This is a genomic window from Pantoea dispersa (assembly GCF_035783935.1).
Lineage (GTDB): Bacteria > Pseudomonadota > Gammaproteobacteria > Enterobacterales > Enterobacteriaceae > Pantoea > Pantoea dispersa_C.
Map to the genome: position 1 here is coordinate 789,418 of NZ_JALKOV010000001.1, position 18,107 is coordinate 807,524.

14 protein-coding genes are annotated in these 18,107 nt (G+C 60.4%); 9 read left to right on the plus strand and 5 right to left on the minus strand.

The window, feature by feature from the left end; translation table 11 throughout:
• The first annotated feature begins 58 nt into the window (after positions 1-58).
• Positions 59-1,393 (plus strand): aromatic acid/H+ symport family MFS transporter, encoded by a 1,335-nt coding sequence (locus MXF20_RS03880; RefSeq protein ID WP_325967736.1) that lies wholly within the window; start codon positions 59-61, stop codon positions 1,391-1,393.
• 88 nt (positions 1,394-1,481) lie between these two features.
• Positions 1,482-2,822 (plus strand): VOC family protein, encoded by a 1,341-nt coding sequence (locus MXF20_RS03885; RefSeq protein ID WP_325967737.1) that lies wholly within the window; start codon positions 1,482-1,484, stop codon positions 2,820-2,822.
• A gap of 69 nt (positions 2,823-2,891) precedes the next feature.
• Here MXF20_RS03885 and MXF20_RS03890 read toward each other — a convergent pair whose 3' ends face one another.
• Entirely contained in the window at positions 2,892-3,326 is a 435-nt protein-coding gene (locus MXF20_RS03890; RefSeq protein WP_058769762.1) for a DoxX family protein, read from the minus strand.
• Positions 3,327-3,517: 191 nt separating this feature from the next.
• On the opposite strand from MXF20_RS03890, the gene MXF20_RS03895 reads away from it, so the two are divergent.
• The gene (locus MXF20_RS03895; protein ID WP_325967738.1) at positions 3,518-5,041 is read left to right on the plus strand and encodes a carboxylesterase/lipase family protein; all 1,524 of its coding nucleotides are present in this window, start codon (positions 3,518-3,520) and stop codon (positions 5,039-5,041) included.
• A gap of 212 nt (positions 5,042-5,253) precedes the next feature.
• Entirely contained in the window at positions 5,254-6,930 is a 1,677-nt protein-coding gene (locus tag MXF20_RS03900; RefSeq protein WP_325967739.1) for a methyl-accepting chemotaxis protein, read from the plus strand.
• On the opposite strand, the gene MXF20_RS03905 is transcribed toward MXF20_RS03900, so the two are convergent.
• Positions 6,888-7,769: a LysR substrate-binding domain-containing protein gene (locus tag MXF20_RS03905; protein WP_325967740.1), complete on the minus strand. Its 882-nt coding sequence runs from the start codon at positions 7,767-7,769 to the stop codon at positions 6,888-6,890. The two genes, MXF20_RS03900 and MXF20_RS03905, sit on opposite strands and share 43 nt — an antisense overlap.
• 125 nt (positions 7,770-7,894) lie before the next feature.
• On the opposite strand from MXF20_RS03905, the gene MXF20_RS03910 reads away from it, so the two are divergent.
• Both MXF20_RS03910 and MXF20_RS03915 read left to right on the plus strand, forming a co-directional pair.
• Complete coding sequence (locus MXF20_RS03910; protein ID WP_325967954.1) at positions 7,895-9,061, plus strand: methionine aminotransferase; 1,167 nt, start codon at positions 7,895-7,897, stop codon at positions 9,059-9,061.
• Between the two features lie 14 nt (positions 9,062-9,075).
• Entirely contained in the window at positions 9,076-9,855 is a 780-nt protein-coding gene (locus MXF20_RS03915) for a transporter substrate-binding domain-containing protein (RefSeq protein WP_021506096.1), read from the plus strand.
• Positions 9,856-9,918: 63 nt separating this feature from the next.
• On the opposite strand, the gene pepT is transcribed toward MXF20_RS03915, so the two are convergent.
• On the minus strand, positions 9,919-11,145 hold the full coding sequence (gene pepT, locus MXF20_RS03920; RefSeq protein ID WP_325967741.1) for a peptidase T: 1,227 nt from the start codon (positions 11,143-11,145) through the stop codon (positions 9,919-9,921).
• A 114-nt stretch (positions 11,146-11,259) separates the two neighbouring features.
• Here pepT and MXF20_RS03925 point away from each other — a divergent pair, with 114 nt between their 5' ends.
• Positions 11,260-12,855: an ABC transporter substrate-binding protein gene (locus MXF20_RS03925; protein WP_325967742.1), complete on the plus strand. Its 1,596-nt coding sequence runs from the start codon at positions 11,260-11,262 to the stop codon at positions 12,853-12,855.
• Here MXF20_RS03925 and MXF20_RS03930 read toward each other — a convergent pair.
• Positions 12,845-13,747, minus strand: coding sequence for a LysR family transcriptional regulator (locus tag MXF20_RS03930; RefSeq protein WP_325967743.1), 903 nt, complete (start codon positions 13,745-13,747; stop codon positions 12,845-12,847). The genes MXF20_RS03925 and MXF20_RS03930 overlap by 11 nt on opposite strands.
• Positions 13,748-13,895: 148 nt before the next feature.
• Between MXF20_RS03930 and MXF20_RS03935 the strand changes: the two genes are divergently transcribed.
• Both MXF20_RS03935 and MXF20_RS03940 read left to right on the plus strand, forming a co-directional pair.
• Positions 13,896-15,317 carry a M20 family metallopeptidase gene (locus tag MXF20_RS03935; RefSeq protein ID WP_325967744.1) on the plus strand — a complete coding sequence of 474 codons (1,422 nt, stop codon included), beginning with the start codon at positions 13,896-13,898 and terminating at the stop codon, positions 15,315-15,317.
• Positions 15,314-16,588 carry an MFS transporter gene (locus tag MXF20_RS03940; RefSeq protein ID WP_325967745.1) on the plus strand — a complete coding sequence of 425 codons (1,275 nt, stop codon included), beginning with the start codon at positions 15,314-15,316 and terminating at the stop codon, positions 16,586-16,588. The genes MXF20_RS03935 and MXF20_RS03940 overlap by 4 nt, the downstream gene beginning before the upstream one ends.
• A gap of 40 nt (positions 16,589-16,628) precedes the next feature.
• Here MXF20_RS03940 and aldA read toward each other — a convergent pair whose 3' ends face one another.
• Positions 16,629-18,065 carry an aldehyde dehydrogenase gene (gene aldA / locus MXF20_RS03945; protein ID WP_325967746.1) on the minus strand — a complete coding sequence of 479 codons (1,437 nt, stop codon included), beginning with the start codon at positions 18,063-18,065 and terminating at the stop codon, positions 16,629-16,631.
• Positions 18,066-18,107: the final 42 nt, after the last annotated feature.

Here is an 18,107-nt window from a genome sequence, read left to right on the forward strand (position 1 = left end):
GCCGCTTTTTTTACCAAAACTGATGACCCCATCGTGATAATCCTGCAGGAGTGGTACCGTGACCAGCGCTGAAGCCATTGACGTCCGCCAGCTCATCAATCAGAGCGCGCTAAGCAGCTGGCAGAAGCGCTTAATTGCGCTGTGCTTTGTGGTGGTCGCGCTGGATGGCATGGATATCGCGCTGATGGGTTTCATTGCGCCAACGCTGAAAGCCAGCTGGGGCGTGACCAATCATCAGTTGGGAATGGTCATCAGCGCGGCGCTAATCGGGCTGGCGCTCGGGGCGATGGTGGCAGGGCCGCTGGCCGATCGCTACGGCCGCCGCGTGATGATCCTGCTCAGCGTGCTGTTTTTTGGTATCTGGACGCTGGCCACCGCCATGGCGCAAAACATCGAACAGATGATGCTGTTCCGCTTCCTCACCGGGCTGGGGCTGGGCGCCGCGATGCCTAACGTCGGCACGCTGGTGGCCGAATACGCGCCCGAACGGCGTCGCTCCTTTATCATCACCGTGGTGTTCTGCGGCTTCACCTTCGGCGCTGCCTCGGGCGGTTTTGCTGCCTCGTGGCTGCTGCCGCGCTATGACTGGCATTCGGTGATGCTGATGGGCGGCGTGCTGCCGCTGCTGGTGCTGCCGTTTCTGCTGCGCGGTTTGCCGGAGTCGGTGCGCTTTCTCATCAGCCGGCGCGCGCCCGCCGCGCGCATTCACGCCATTATGGAGCGTATGCTGCCGGGCAGCGTGCGGCCAGACAGCCATTATCAGAGCAGCGAACCGCCGGTCGCGCGTCACGGCGCGGTGGCCACCGTGGTATCACCGCGCTACCTGTTTGGCAGTCTGATGCTGTGGGGCGGCTACTTTATGGGGCTGTTTCTGGTGTATCTGATTGGCAGCTGGCTGCCCTCGCTGATCAACACCCTGGGCATGTCAGTTACCGAAGCAGCCATTGTCACCGCCATGTATCAGGCGGGCGGCACCGTCGGCTCCCTGTTTGCCGGCTGGCTGATGGACCGCATCAACGCCAACCTGGCGCTGGCGATTATCTATTTTTGCGGCGGCATCGCCATCGTGGCGCTCGGATTTTCTCCGGCACAGGTGGGATTGATGAGCGCCATTGCCTTCTGCAGCGGCTTCTGTTTTAACGGTGCCAACACCGGCATGAACGCGCTGTCCGCCAGTTATTATCCCACCCATGCCCGCGCCACCGGCTCCAGCTGGATGCACGGCGTTGGCCGCATCGGCGCGATTATCAGTGCCTTTGTCGGCGCTGAGCTGCTATCGCTTGGCTGGTCGTTTAGCCAGATCTTCCTGCTGCTGGCGTTACCGGCGGTGCTGACCACGCTCATGCTGGTACTGAAGTGCCGCTTTGGTGACCAGCCGCGCGCCAGCGAGTGACAGGGCGATCACAGTTCCGCGAAATTGTTACCCGGCGCTAAAGGGTTGATCTACAGTAGCAGCAACCCTTTAGCCCAAGGTGATGACCATGGATAACTTTCTCACCCGCGATGCCATCCGCACGCTGTTCTCTCAGGCCATGTCGGCCATGTACCAGCAGGAAGTGCCGCAGTACGGCACTCTGACGCAGCTGGTGACCGCCGTGAATGAACGTACTTTAGAAGCCCAGCCGGCGCTGAAAAACCGTCTGGCCGCCGCCGATGAGCTGAGCCGGCTCGGCGTGGAACGCCACGGCGCCATCCGCGTTGGCACGGCCGCTGAGCTGAGTACACTGCGGCAAATGTTTGCCGTCATGGGAATGGAGCCGGTGGGCTATTACGATCTGTCGCAGGCGGGCGTTCCGGTGCACTCCACCGCCTTTCGCCCGGTGAGCGACAGCGCGCTGCGGCGCAATCCCTTCCGCGTGTTTACCTCGCTGCTGCGGCTGGAACTGATTGATGATGCCGCGCTACGCGACAAGGCGGCGGCTATTCTCGCCGCGCGCGACATCTTCACCCCAGGCTGCCGGGCACTGATTGCGCAGCATCAGCAGCAGGGCGGTCTCAACGCCGCCGAAGCCGCGCGCTTCGTTAAAGAGGCGCTGGAAACCTTTCGCTGGCATGCACATACCACGGTGGACAGCGCCACTTACCGCGCGCTGAGCCAGCAGCATCGCCTGATCGCCGACGTGGTGTGCTTCCGCGGCTGCCATATCAATCACCTGACGCCGCGCACGCTGGACATCGACCGCGTGCAGGCGCTGATGCCATCGCGCGGAATTGAACCGAAAACGCTGATTGAAGGGCCGCCACCGCGCGCGGTGCCGATTCTGCTGCGCCAGACCAGTTTCAAAGCGCTGGAAGAAGCGGTGCATTTTAATGACGGCACGCCTGGCACCCATACTGCGCGCTTCGGTGAAATCGAGCAGCGCGGCGCGGCGCTTACGCCCAAAGGCCGCGCGCTGTACGACCGGCTGCTGGCCCAGGCCGGCACCGGCAGTGATAACCAGCAGCACCAGCAGCACCTCAGCGCGGTGTTTCGTGATTTTCCCGATGATGAGCAAACGCTGCGCGAGCAGGGGCTGGCGTGGTTCCGCTACCGTCTGACGCCGCAGGGCGAGCATCAGCCGCCGCGCGCCGGGGAAACGGTGGCGCAGCTGCTGGCCGCCGGACGTTTACAGGCGGAACCGATTGTCTATGAAGATTTTCTGCCGGTGAGCGCCGCCGGTATTTTTCAGTCCAATCTCGGCAATCAAACCCAGGCGCGCAGCGCCGGCAACGCCAGCCGTGCTGATTTTGAAGCCGCGCTCGGCGCCGCCGTGCAGGATGAGATGGCGCTGTATCAGCAGACGCAACAGCGCAGTCTGGCGCGCTGCGGCGTGAAGGAATAAAGGGTAAAAAAACCGGCCTGAGAAGTGACAGGATCACTTTTACAGGCCGGCTGTTTTTCTTTTTTATGATTATTGCAGGCGGGCGTCGCGCACCAGCGTATATTTTCCGGCACCCAAAAACAGGATGGCCAGCGCACCCAGCAGGTAAAGCGCCTCCGTTTCCAGCGACCAGGCGCCGACATCTGTGCGATGCCACAGCGCGCCCATTTTCACCAGTAGCGTTGCGACCACCATATTGACGGCAATGATAAAGGCCGCCGGGCGGGTAAGCAGGCCGACGATGACCATGATGGGTGCCACAATTTCCCCGATGTAAGCACCGTAAGCGATGAAACCTGGCATGCCTTTGACGCTGAGCAGATGGGCGATCCAGCCGACGCCGTGAATGGCCTTAAACTCACCGTGAAACAGCAACAGCCCGCCGAAGGTTAAGCGTAACAGCAACTTACCGAAATCCGGGTGATCGCTCATCCGGGTGAACAGCTGATTGATGCCAGCAAACATCGCGTCTCTCCGTCACGCCAGGTTAACTTGCAACCATAGAACAGAATGTGCCGCTGCAGTTAACCAAAAAATTTGATGAAGTTGTTCAAAGAATCGGTCGCTTATTCGGCTTAATCTGCAAATGCTTGCAGAACATAGACATTCCACTGAGGCCTGCAAATAATGGAATCAGGCTTTACCAGGAACCCGCAATGAAAAATGAACGACGTCTGAGGATCATGACGGCAGAAGGTGAACTCAGAGGCCTGATGGATGATGAACTGTTTACCTTTAAGGGGATACCCTATGCAGCGCCGCCGGTTGGCGCTTTGCGCTGGCGTCCGCCGCAGCCGGTCGTGCCGTGGCAAACGCTGCGCGACGCCACCACATGGGGCGATGCCAGCTGGCAAAATCGGGACTACTGCGTGGCGGCTGGTGGCGGCGATCCGGGCCGCTTCAGCGAAGATTGTCTGTATCTGAATGTCTGGACGCCCGATGTCGAACCCAGCACGCCGCTGCCGGTGATGGTGTGGCTGCACGGCGGCGGCTTCAGCATTGGCGCTGGCAGCCTCGATCCCTATCGGGGCAAAGCGCTGGCGGCGCAGGGCGTGGTAGTGGTGACACTCAACTATCGCCTCGGCCATTTCGGCTTCTTCTCCCATCCGGCGCTCGACGCTCAGTATCCGCCCGGTAAAGTGGTCAATAATTTTGCGCTGCTGGATCAGATCGCCGCGCTGCAGTGGATTCAGCGCAACATTCCGGCCTTCGGTGGCGATCGCCACAACGTTACGCTGTTTGGTGAATCCTCCGGCGCGCGCAGCGTGCTGTCGCTGTGCTGCTCGCCGCTGGCCGAAGGGCTGTTTCATAAGGGCATTGTACAAAGTGCCTACAGTCTGCCGGATGTCCCCCACAAGCAGGCGCAGCAGACTGGCCTGCAGGTGGCGGCGCATTTCGATCTGGCCGCGGATGCCAGTGCGGAACAGTTACGCGCGCTGCCCGCTGACGGCTTCTGGCCGCTGGAACGGCCGCTGGCGCTGGGCCCGGTCGCCATCAGCGGCGACGCGGTGCTGCCCAAACCGATGCTGGATACCTTTCTGGCAGGCAAACAGCATCGTGTACCGTTGATGATCGGCAGCAACAGCGATGAAGCCAGCGTGCTGGACTACTTCGGCGTGGATGCCCGCAGCGTGTTACAGCAGCTGCGCAGCAAAAGCCGCCTCAGCTATCGTCTGCTGAAGTGGCTGTACGACATCCATGATGACAGCCTGCTGGGCCGCGCGGTAGCGCGCGACATGGCGTTTACCGTGATGCCGCTGCTGGTGGCACAGTCGCAGCACAGTATCGGCATGCCCGCGTGGCGTTACTGGTTTGACTACGTGTCAGAGAACGCGCGTCATCTCTATCCGCACGGCACCTGGCACGGTAACGAAATTCCTTACGTGTTCAATACGCTGAGTACACTGCAGCCGCCGGGCGACTGGCACTACAGCGCCCGCGATATCGCTTTTGCCGGTCGCGTCAGCGCCTGGTGGGTGACCTTTGCCCGTGATGCCAGCGAGTTCCGCCACCAGCTGCGGCTCGACGGAGAACCCGACTGGCCGGTATGGCGGCCGGCTGAGGATTTGACGCTGTCGTTCGGCCACGAGGGTAAAGCAGAATCGGTGCTGAAAGCGCGCTTCATGCGCGGACGGCTGCGTCTGTTCCGCCTGATGATGCGCAGCCACGTTAAACTTTAATGAGCCTGCTAATCATGTAAAAGCATCAATGCTTTTTTAAGGCAAATTCACCGCTATCTGACTGATTTTACGATCGGTCAGAGGCTCCACTGTCTCGCCTATCCAGCAATTAATTAGCTTACAAAACATTTATCTTTTCCCGGCTCGCTGCCGATATATACCCTGAGCCCTGTTTTATCGGGGCTGCCAGCGTTCACACCAGGGGATTATGTATGGGTATGTTTAAAAACTTCACGATTCGCGCCGTTATGCTGTCCATTCTTGGGCTTTTCTGCCTGTTATGGTGCGGCGTAGGGCTTTTCAGCGTGCACTCGCTGAACGCGCTCGGCGAGGGCAACGAAATCGATCGTCAGCTGGTTAACCAGATGACGGTGCTCAGCAAAGGCAACGATCAATATTTCCGCGTGGTCACGCGTCTGTCGCGGGTGATGGAAGGGCGCACCGCCGGCAACGCGCCGACGGCGGAAGCGTTCGCGCCGGTGCAGCAGGCGCTGGATAACATGAAACAGCAGTTAACCCAGTTCAAAGCCATGGCGCCAGGTCCGATGGACAGCGAGACGGTGAACAATGTCATCGCCAGCTGGCAGAAACTGCTGGATGACGGTATCGCGCCGCAGGTGGCGCTGGCGCAGCAGGGCTCGCTGGATGCGTGGCGCGCGCAGGCCAATAACGTCACGCCGCCGCTGAGCCGGGCGTTTGGTGCCAGCGCAGAGGCGTTTAATCAGGCCGCAGGCAGCAAGCTGGATGAGACCCGAGTGACCGTGGACACACTCACCAGCATGACCAAAGTGATCATTCTGTCGGCAGTGGTGTTTGGCTTACTGATTCTGCTGTTCACCGATCGTTACCTGGTGGCGATGCTGGTCAGGCCGCTGGAGCGTATCCGCAGCCATTTCGCCGTGATTGCGCAGGGCGATCTCAGCCAGCCGGTGGAAGAATTTGGCCGCAACTGCGTCGGCAAACTGGTGCCGCTGCTGCGGGCGATGCAGGACAGCCTGCGTGAAGCGGTCAGCGCCATCCGCAGCGGTACCGAAAACATCTATCGCGGCGCGGCAGAAATTTCTGCCGGCAACAACGACCTTTCATCGCGCACCGAAGAGCAGGCCGCCGCGCTGGAGCAAACCGCGGCCAGCATGGAGCAGCTGACCGCCACGGTGAAATTCAACGCCGACAACGCACGTCAGGCCAGCGCGCTGGCGGAGACCGCCACCGGTACCGCACAGCAGGGCGGCCGTCTGGTGGGCGAAGTGGTCACCACCATGCAGGGCATCTCCGGCAGTTCGAAAAAAATCGCCGAGATCACCAGCGTGATCAACAGCATCGCGTTCCAGACCAACATTCTGGCGCTCAACGCGGCGGTCGAAGCGGCGCGCGCCGGTGAACAGGGACGCGGTTTTGCCGTGGTGGCCAGTGAAGTGCGTAACCTCTCACAGCGCAGCGCCGGTGCCGCGAAAGAGATCGCCACGCTGATTGAAGATTCGGTGTCACGCGTTGAGAAGGGCTCGGAGCTGGTCAGCAGCGCCGGCAGCACCATGCATGACATTCTGAAGTCGGTGCAGGATGTGAACGAGATCATGAAACACATCGCTGCCGCGTCGGAAGAGCAGAGTAAGGGCATTTCGCAGGTCGGCACTGCCGTGACCGAAATGGATAGCGTCACGCAGCAGAACGCCTCGCTGGTGGAACAGGTGTCAGCGGCGGCCAGCGCGCTGGAGCGTCAGACTGAAGAGCTGCAGGCGTCGGTGGCGAAGTTCCGTCTGTCCGACAGCGCGCCGCGCGTCCAGACCGTGGCATCCGCTGCCGCCCCGGCGCTGCGTCGTCCGGTGTTATCTGGCGCCGCAGGCGCTCAGGGTAAACCGGCCAGCAGTGAAGAGTGGGTTTCATTCTGAGGCTGACACAGCCACGCCACCAGCTGCGGCAAAAACGGTGGCGCATCTTTTTCCGCCCGCTGTAACAGGCTGTAGCTCGCCCCGGTTGCCACACTCGCGGCAAACGGGGCGATTAATCGCCCATTCGCCAAATCATTCTCCACCAGCGTAATATCCGCCACCGTCACGCCAAAACCCTGAATCGCTGCGCTGATCGCCAAATCCATGGTGGCGAAGTGCTGATTGCGCGCCATCGGCAGCTGCACCGCCTGGCCGGACAGCCACAGCTGCCAGTCGCGCGTATCGCCAGTCGGATGCAGAAAGGTGAATTTGGCCAGTTCGCTGACATCGCGCGGTGCCGTCACGCTGCTAGCCAGCACCGGAGTCAGGCGCTCGGCAAACAACGGAATGGCACCGGCGGGCGGCGTGCCGAACACGATTGCAGCATCAAAGTTTTCCAGCTGCGACGCGTGATCGAGCGTGGTGGTCAGCGCCACGTGAATGTCTGGCCGCTGCTGCTCCAGCGCCACCAGACGCGGCACCAGCCAGCGCATGGCGCAGGTTGGGGCTTTCAGCCGAATCGAGGCGTTGCTACGGCTGGCTTTCTCAGTGGCATTGACCAGCAGATTGAACCCCTGCTGCAGCTCTGGCAGCAGCGCCGCGCCCTGTTCGGTAAGGCGCAGACCGCGTGCGTGGCGTTCAAACAGGGCGAATCCCAGCCAGCTCTCCAGCGCCGCGATTTTGCGGCTCACCGCGCCCTGAGTGATGCACAGTTCACTGGCGGCGCGCGTCAGGTTGAGATGACGGGCAGTAACCAGAAAGGCATGAATGGCGTTGAGCGGCAGAGCAGAGCGGGACATAACGGCCTCGAGCTATGATTTTTTATCATGGCTATTATGACAACAATTCGCTTGTCGACTCAAGCGCCGAGCCGTTGAATAGAAATCTATTTACGATACGTGGTTATGCAACCTGTGGAGCAATGATGACCCTGAACAGCAGCGTGAAGCTCTCCTCCAAACAGCCGGACGTCGGCACCACCATTTTTAGCGTGATCGGCCAGCTGTCTGCCCAGCACCAGGCCATCAACCTGTCTCAGGGTGCGCCCAATTTCCCGTGCGATCCGCAGCTGGTGGCGCTGGTCAGCCAGGCGATGCGCGACGGCCATAATCAGTACGCCGCGATGACCGGTTTACCGGCGCTGCGTGAAGCGCTGGCGGAAAAAGTGCACCGTCTGTATGGCCAGCACTACGATGCCGCCAGCGAAGTATTGATTACCGGCAGTGCCAGTCAGGGCATCTACATGGCGATCTCGGCGCTGGTGCATCCGGGTGATGAAGTGATCTTCTTTGAACCGGCCTTTGACAGCTACGCGCCGGTGGTACGGTTACAGGGCGCGACGCCGATCGGCCTCAAGCTGCAGGTGCCGGATTTTGCCATTGACTGGGACGAACTGCGTGCCGCGATCACGCCGCGTACGCGCATGATCATCATCAATACGCCACACAACCCGAGCGGACAGGTGCTGAATGCTGCCGATCTCGATCGGCTGGCCGCCCTGACGCGGAATACCGACATCGTGGTGCTGTCCGATGAAGTCTACGAACACATCGTGTTTGACGGCCAGACGCACTGCGGCATGGCCACGCACCCCGAGCTGGCGCAGCGCAGCGTGGTGGTGTCCTCCTTTGGTAAAACCTTCCACGTCACCGGCTGGCGCGTCGGCTATGCGCTGGCGCCTGCCGCGCTGATGGCGGAGATCGTCAAAGTGCATCAGTTTATGATGTACGCCGCCGATACGCCGATGCAGGTTGGCTTCGCGCAGTATTTGCAGGACCCGCAAAACTATCTGCAGCTGTCGTCGTTTTATCAGGCCAAGCGCGATCGGCTGCAGACGCTGCTGCAGGATTCGCCGTTCAGACTGTTACCGAGCGCCGGTTCATTCTTTATGTTGGCCAGCTACGGACATTTCAGTGACGAAAGCGACAGTGAAATGGTAAAACGTCTCATCGTCGATCACGGTGTGGCCACCATTCCGCTGTCGGCGTTTTATATGGATGGCACTGACAATAAATTAATCCGCCTTTCTTTTGCTAAAGACGACGCAACGCTCGAAGCCGGCGCGCAGGCGCTGTGCCGGGTTAAAGGGTAATTTAGGGGACAATAATGAAAAAACTGAACGCACTGTTTATCGCACTGGGCATGATCACTTCCGTGCAGGCGCTGGCACAGGAAAGCCTGCGCTACGGCCTGGAATCACAATATCCGCCGTTTGAAAGCCGCAACGCGCAGGGCGAGCTGGAAGGCTTCGACATCGAGCTGGGTAAAGCTATCTGTCAGGTGGGTCATTTTGACTGCAAATGGGTTGAGAGCAGCTTTGATGCGCTGATTCCGGCGCTGCAGGCGAAAAAATTTGATGCCATCAACTCGGCGATGAACATCACCGAAGCGCGCGCCAAAAGTATCGACTTTACCAACCCGATTTACCGCATTCCTACCATGCTGATTGTGAAGCAGGGCGAGAAGCTGGAACCGACGGCGGCGTCGCTGAAAGGAAAAAACATCGGCGTACTGCAGGGCTCAATCCAGGAAACCTACGCGAAAAAGCACTGGGAATCGCAGGGCGTGACGGTCACGTCGTATCAGGATCAGAACCAGGTGTACAACGACATGGTCGCCGGCCGTCTTGACGGTACGCTGGTGATGTCCGCTGCCGGTCAGTCCGGTTTCCTCGATAAGCCACAGGGCAAAGGTTTCGCCTTCGCCGGTAAGCCGGTCGAAGACGACACCATTCTCGGCTCCGGCATCGGTTTCGGTCTGCGCAAGGGCGACAGCAAGCTGAAAGGTGAACTGGATGCGGCCATTGCCAAAGTTCAGGCCGACGGCACCGTCACCAAACTGGCAGCGAAATTCTTCCCGGGTATCGACGTCAGCGTCAGCAAATAAGCGTGTATCAGCCTGACCGGCAGCCGCCGGTCAGGCATCTTCGCCGATTCCCGGCAACCGCGCTTATTTAGCCGCCAGATAACACAGCGCTTCCGCCACCTGATACGACTTCACAAACGACGGGATCGGCAGGAATTCAAAGCGCGAATGGAAATTGTGCGCGCCGGTGAAGAAATTCGGCGTCAGTAACCCTTTGGCCGACAGCGCAGACCCATCGGTGCCGCCGCGCATCGGAATCACTTTCGGCTCCACGCCCACCTGCTGCAGCGCCGCAAAAATCAGATCGATTGCCCGCCGGTCTTCGCCAATCGCGTTACTGATATTGCTATAGATATCATTGACTTTCAGCGCCACGTCGCCAGTCGGATACTGCGTGGCGATGGCCCCGGCGACGTCCACCAGCTGCTGCTTCTTCGCTTCAAAGCCCGGCAAATCAAAATCGCGAATCGATGCTTTCAGCACCGCCTGGCTGGCGTTGGCGTGCATGTCGTTGAACCAGATATAGCCTTCGCGCCCCGCGGTATGTTCCGGCGTGGCGAGACGATCAAAGCGGGCGATGAAATCGTGTGCCATCAGCAGCGGATTGACCAGCACGCCTTTGCCTGACATCGGATGCGCCGGCACGCCGGTAAACGTAATCTCGGCGGACGCGCCATTGAAGCACTCATACACCACTTCGCCCAGTTCGCAGCAGTCGATGGTCCAGGCAAAATCGACGTTAAAGCGCGTCTCCAGATCGAGCGCTTTGGCGCCGCGCAGGCCAATCTCTTCGTCCGGCACAAACGCCACTACCACATCACCGTGTTCGCCACGCAGGTTTTCTACCAGCGTCATCACCACGCTGACCGCCGCTTTGTTGTCGGCCCCCAGCACGCTGGTGCCGTCGCTGAACACAATCTCCTGTCCGACATACGGCAGGATCTCCGGATGCTCCGCCACCCGCAGCCAGATGTCCTGCTGGGCATTCAGACACAGATCGTCACCGTTGAAGCGCAGGGTTTGCGGATGGATATCCGGCGACAGGCCGACATCCACGGTATCAATGTGAGTGATGAAGCCAACGCGCGGCGCGCCTGGCCGGTTACCGGGTTTCACGGCGGTCACCGTGGCATGCTGATCGATTACCACATCCTGCAGACCGAGATCGCGCAGCTCCTGCGCCAGCAGTTCCGCCATGGCGTGTTGCGACGGGGTGCTGGGCAGCGTGCTGGATTTGGCATCGCTCTGGCTGGAGACCGCCAGATAACGGTAAAAACGCTGGGTCAGCTGCCGGGCAAGTTGGTCTGTCATCACAATTCCTTATTAGCAATGTGCCCCTGGCGATTCGCCAGACGGCTAAATCATGTTATTTATGAAATAAATACCGATGCTGGCTCATGGAAGTCAATAAAAAGCGAGAAGACGATGAAAAAGATGATAGGAAAACTGGCGCTTAGCGCACTGGGGTTAGCGGTTGCAGGCGGCGTCTCGGCAAAGACGCTGGTTTACTGTTCTGAAGGCTCGCCGGAGAACTTCAACCCGCAGCTTTACACCTCGGGCACCAGCGTGGACGCCAGCGCCGTGCCGATTTTCAACCGCCTGGTGGATTTCAAACCGGGCACCACTGAGCTGGTGCCCAGCCTGGCGGAGCGCTGGGAAATCAGCCCGGACGGCAAGGTGTATACCTTCCATTTGCGCCAGGGGGTTAAGTTTCAGAGCAATAAGTTGTTTACGCCGTCGCGCGATCTCAACGCCGATGACGTAATCTTCTCGTTTATGCGCCAGCTCGACGTGAAAAACCCGTATCACACCGTTTCGGGCGGTAACTATGCCAACTTCGAAAGCCTGGAGCTGGCAAAACTGATCACCCGTATTGATAAGGTGGATGACCTGACGGTGCGGATTACGCTGGCCCACGCCGAAGCGCCGTTCCTCGCCGATCTGGCGTGGTATTTCGCCTCAATCCACTCGGCGGAATACGCCGACCAGATGCTGAAAGCCGGTACGCCGGAAAAAGTCGACATGCAGCCGATTGGCACCGGACCGTTTGAGCTGGTGCAGTATCAAAAAGATTCGCGCATTCTCTACAAAGCCTTCCCGCAGTACTGGCAGGGCAAAGCCAAAATCGATCGTCTGGTGTTCTCCATCACGCCAGACGCCTCGGTGCGCTATGCCAAACTGGAGAAAAACGAGTGCCAGGTGATGCCGTTCCCCAACCCGGCCGACCTCGACAACATGCGCCGCAACCCGAACATCACGCTGGAGCAGAAATCCGGCCTCAATACCGGTTTCCTGTCGTTTAACACCACCAAAGCGCCGCTGGACAACGTGAAAGTGCGCCAGGCGCTGGCAATGGCGATCAACAAACAGGCGATCATTGATGCCATCTTCAAGGGCACCGGCACGGTGGCGAAAAATATTCTGCCGCCGGATGTCTGGAGCGCGGACAAAGACCTGCAGGATTACGCGTACGATCCGCAACAGGCGAAAGCGCTGCTGCAGCAGGCCGGTATTCAGCCAGGCACCGAAATTTCGCTGTGGGCCATGCCGGTCCAGCGGCCGTATAACCCTAATGCCCGTCGTATGGCGGAGATGATTCAGGCGGACTGGGCAAAAGTGGGCATCAAAGCCAACATCGTCAGTTACGAATGGGGCGAATACCTCAAGCGCGTGAAGGGCGGCGAGCATCAGGCGGCGCTGATGGGCTGGACCACCGCCACCGGCGATCCGGACAACTTCTTCGGCCCACTGTACAGCTGCACCTCGGCCAACGGCGGCTCCAACTCGTCAAAATGGTGCTACCAGCCGTTTGAAAAAATCATCACCGAGGCGCGCGCCGAGCAGAATCACGACAAGCGCGTGGCGCTGTATCGCGAGGCGCAGCAGATGATGCACGACCAGATGCCCGCGGTGATGATTGCGCACTCGACGATTTTTGAGCCGGTGCGTAAATCCGTCAGCGGCTATCAGGTGGATCCGTTCGGCAAGCACATCTTCTATCCGGTGGATATCACCCGGTAAGCGCGCTCAGCTGCTGCTGCAAAAAGATCAGAAACAGGTTCAGGGCGGCGCTGCGGTGCCGCCCTGATGGCATCTGTAGCTGCAGCGTGCGCTGGCTCAGCTGGTCGATATTCACCGCGCGCATCACCAGACCGTGCTGCTGCGCCTCTTCCGGCAGGGTGAAACGGCTGCAGATGGTCACCGCCAGCGGCGTGCGCAGCAGGAAATGGAACAGGGTGGAGAAGTTGTCGCAGGTCAGCACCGGTTCGATCACATGGCCGCTCATGTGGCTGGCGAGTTCGAACAGCTGACGTACCGTGGTATTTTGCTGCGGCAGCGCCAGCGGATAGTGGCTGAGATCGGCCAGCGCCACCTGCGGCGCGTTCGCCAGCGGATGGCTGTCATGCATCACCAGCAGCACCGGTGCCGGCCATGAGCCCACCACCTCAACGCCGCGCTCGGCGTGCAGGCTAAACTGCAGCGCTACATCGCACTCGCCGCTGCGCAGCAGTTCAGCCACGCTTTGCGCGCTCGCCACCCGGACGTCAAACAGTACGCCGGGATGATCGCGGCGAAAAGCCGCCACCAGCCGGGGCAGCAGGGTAAACGCCAGCCCGTCGGTGCAGGCAACGCGAATCAGCGTGCGCCGCACCGCCTTCAGTCCTTTGATCTCCGCCAGCGCATACTCCATATCCAGCAGATTTTTGCGCACGTGATGGGCAAAGATCTCGCCGGCTTCGGTCAGCACCATGCCGCGCGCGTGGCGCGCAAACAGCGTTACCCCCAGCTGCTGCTCCAGCCGCTGAATCTGACGGCTGATGGCTGAGACCGCCACAAACAGCTGAGCGCTGGCCGCGCTGAGCGAACCGCAGTCCGCCACCGCGAGAAAATAACGCATTTCGGTGCTTAACATGCCACTGCCTCTCTTGCGTGCCTGCCTCGAAATCGGGCAACGCAGCTTTGCTTAAAAAGCAAATCTTACTCGATAAATTGATAATTGTGGCAAAGCTGTCTTTCCGCAAAGATGAAAAAACACCATACCAATAACAGGCAGGGCAAACATGACAGCACAACAGGCGGTCCGGCAGGCCACCGCATATTTTGACAGCGGGGAATTTCAACGTATCCTGGCGCGCCGCGTGGCGCAGCGCACCGAGAGCCAGCGTGACGATCGCGATGCGGCGCTGCAGGACTATCTGCAGCAGGAGATTGCGCCCCAGCTGCAGGCGCTGGGCTTCACGCTGCACTTTATCGACAACCCACATGCCGAAGGTCGGCCATTTCTGGTGGCGGTGCGCATCGAAGATCCCGCTTTGCCGACGTTGCTGAGTTACGGCCACGGCGATGTGGTATTCGGTGATGACGAAAACTGGCGCAGCGGGCTGTCGCCGTGGCAGCTGGTGGAAGAGGGCGATCGCTGGTACGGGCGCGGCAGCGCCGATAACAAAGGTCAGCACTGCGTCAATCTCGCGGCGCTCGAGCAGGTATACCAGGCGCGCGGCGGCCGTCTCGGTTTTAACTGCAAATGGCTGTTTGAGATGGGGGAAGAGGTGAGCTCGCCGGGGCTGGCACAGTTGTGTCAGCAGCAGGCCGGGCTGCTGCAGGCTGACCTGTTCATTGCCTCAGACGGTCCGCGGCTTAACGCCGTGCGGCCGACGCTGTTCCTCGGTTCGCGCGGCGCGGTGAATTTTCGCCTGACGATTAACGCGCGCGACAATGCCTATCACTCCGGCAACTGGGGCGGACTGCTGACCAATCCCGGCACCCGGCTGGCCAGCGCCATCGCCACGCTGGTGGACGCGCAGGGTGTGCTGCAGGTTGCGGCGCTGCGGCCCGACTCGCTGACGCCGCAGGTGCGCGCCATTCTCAGCGATATTGAGGTCGGCGGTATGCCAGGCGATCCCGCGATTGACACCAACTGGGGCGAACCGGGCCTGACGCCCGCTGAACGGCTGTACGGCTGGAACACGCTGGAGGTGCTGTCGTTTCTCACCGGCAACCCGGCGCAGCCGATGAATGCCATCCCCGGCAGCGCCACGGCGGTATGTCAGCTGCGTTTTGTGGTCGGTACCGACTGGCAGCGGCTGGCACAGCACGTCAGCGCGCATCTGGCGCAGCACGGCTTCCATGATGTTGAGGTTGAATTTTTGCGCGGTTCACCCGCCACGCGTCTCGATCCCAGCGATCCGCTGGTGCACTGGGTGCTGAATAGCCTGGCGGCAACCAGCGGCAAAAAACCGGCGCTGCTGCCCAACCTCGGCGGATCGCTGCCCAATGAGGTGTTCGCCGGGATTCTGGGGCTGCCGACGCTGTGGGTGCCGCATTCGTATCCTGCCTGCGGTCAGCACGGCGTGAATGAGCACATGCTGAAATCGATTGCCCGCGAAGGGCTGCAAATCATGACGCAGCTGCTGTGGGAGCTGGGGGAACGCGGCACGGAGCTGGTAGCACAACATCGCGCCCATGCCGGAGGTGATGCATGAGCAGCATCAGCCATAGCGCGCCGCTGAGCGGGGCGAAGCCTAACCTGCACAAAACGTTGTTTGCGACCTGCATCGGTAATGCGCTGGAGTGGTTCGATATTGCGGTGTACGGCTTTTTTGCCAGCTATATCGCCCACGCCTTCTTTCCCACCAGCGATGCGTCGGTCTCGCTGCTGCTGACCTTTGGCAGCTTCGGCGTCTCGTTCCTGATTCGCCCGCTGGGTGCGGTGGTGCTGGGCAACTATGCCGATCGCCACGGGCGTAAAAAAGCGCTGCTGCTCTCCATCAACCTGATGATGCTTGGCGGAGCCATCATCACATTTATGCCGGGCTACGACAGCATCGGCCTGCTCGCGCCGCTGCTGATCCTGCTGGCGCGCCTGATACAGGGTTTTTCTGCCGGTGGCGAATTTGGCAGCTCCACGGCGTTTCTGGTCGAGCATTTTCCCGAGCGCAAAGCTTTTATCGCCAGCTGGCAGTTCGCCACCCAGGGCGCCAGCACGCTGATGGCTTCGGCGTTTGGTCTCGGCCTGACGCAGATTCTGAGCGAGGGTCAGATTCAGGCGTGGGGCTGGCGTATTCCGTTTGCCTTTGGCCTGCTGATTGGCCCGCTCGGGCTGTATATCCGTCGCCACGTGCATGAGCCCGCCAGCTTTGCCGCCCAGACGCCGGAAGCGGCCCCGCTGAAGCGGTTGTTTGGCCGGCAGAAAGCGCTGATGCTGCTGGCGATCGGCCTGATGGTGATCTCCACGGCGGTCAACTACATGCTCAACTACGTGCCGACCTACGCAACCAAAAACCTGCATCTGCCCGGCTCGGTGGCCTTTACCGCCACGCTGCTGGCCGGGGTGATTCTGACAGTGGTGACGCCGCTGATGGGATTATGGGCGGAGCGGATTGGCCGCCTGCCGCTGATGTGGGGCTCGCTGATCCTGCTGATGGTCACTATCTATCCGGCCTTCCGGCTGGTGGTGAATCACACCACGCCGACCACGCTGATCGTGCTGGTGTGCTGGATGGCGCTGCTGAAATCGGTCTATTTTTCCACCGTGCCCTCCGTCATGGCGGATCTGTTCCCGACGGGCACCCGCGCCAGCGGTATGGCCATTAGCTATAACGTGGCGGTCACGGTGTTTGGCGGTTTTGCGCCGCTGATTTGTACGCTGCTGATCAGCGCCACCGGCACCAGCCTGGCACCGGGTTACTATCTGATGGCGATGTCACTGTTGAGCGGAATGGCGCTGCTGCGCAGTCAGAAACGGATACGCTAAGGGGCAACCGGTGCGCGCGCTGCGCACCGGTGTTCACCCATCAGGCAAACTGCAGATAGGCGACGTGCGTTTGCAGATACTCTTCCAGTCCATGGCGGCCATCAGCCCCGCCGATGCCGGATTTGCGCCAGCCGGCGTGGAAACCCTGCATCGCTTCAAAATTCTCGCGGTTAATGTAAGTTTCCCCAAATTTCAGCCGGCGCAGCGCGATCATCGCGGTGTTCAGATCGCGGGTATACAGCGACGAGGTCAGGCCATAGTCGCAATCGTTGGCCAGCGCGATGGCTTCATCCAGCGTGTCAAAGCGCATCACCGGCAGCACCGGACCAAAAATCTCCTCACGCATGATCGCCATTTGCTGATGCACCCCGGTGATGATGGTCGGTTCGAAATAAAAGCCGCGTTCACCGGCGCGCTTGCCACCCAGCACCACCTTGCCACCCTGCGCCACGGCTTGAGCGACCTTTTGCTCCACGCGCTCGCGCGCTTCCGCGCTGATCAGCGGTCCCATATCCAGCTCAGCATGCTGCGCCGGATCGCCCATTGTCACCTGCTGCATGGCGCGGGTCAGGGCGCTGATAAAGCGATCGTAGATGCCGTGCTGCACATACACGCGTTCAGCGCAGTTGCACACCTGGCCGCTGTTGATGATGCGCGAACTGACAATCGCTTTTACGGCCAGATCGAGATCGGCATCATCCATGACTATCGCCGGCGCTTTACCGCCCAGCTCCAGCGACACTTTTGTCACATTCTGCGCCGCGGCAGCCATGGTGGCGATGCCGGCGTTAACGCTGCCGGTCAGGCTGACTAAGCCGACTTTAGGGTTGGCGGCCAGTTCCTGTCCCACTTCCGGGCCATAGCCGTAAACGATGTTGATTACGCCAGCCGGCAGGCCGATGTCGTCGATAATGGCGGCGAACAGGGCAGCGTTGTTAGGCGTCAGCTCGCTCGGTTTAAGCACGATGGTGTTGCCGGTGACCAGCGCCGGGGCCGCCTTGCGGGCGATCAGGAAGAAGGGAAAATTCCACGGCAGAATGCCGGTGGTTACGCCAATCGCTTTCTTAAACACAAAGATGTTTTCGTTTGGGCGATCGCTGTTGACGATTTCGCCTTCGTAGCGGCGCGCCCATTCCGCCATGTAATCGAGGTAGTCAGCGGTGAACAGCACTTCGGTTTGCGCCAGCGCCTGGGTTTTTCCACCCTCCGCGACAATCGTGGCGGTCAGCTCGGGCTCGCGCTGGCGAATCGCGGCGGCGATGCGGCGCAGCCAGCTACCGCGTGCCACTGCCGGTAGCGCTTCCCAGCCAGGCTGAGCGGCTTCAGCAGCGGCAATCGCTGCCGATGCCTGCTGTTTGCTGCCCTGCGGCACGCGCGACAGCAGGGCCTCCGTCGCCGGATTCATTACCTCAATCCATTTATCGTTGTGCGCGTCGACAAACGCGCCATTAATGTAGTGTTGATGATGAAGGGTCATTTGCAGGGGCTCCACGCTCGGTTTTGTTAAACTGATGTGAAG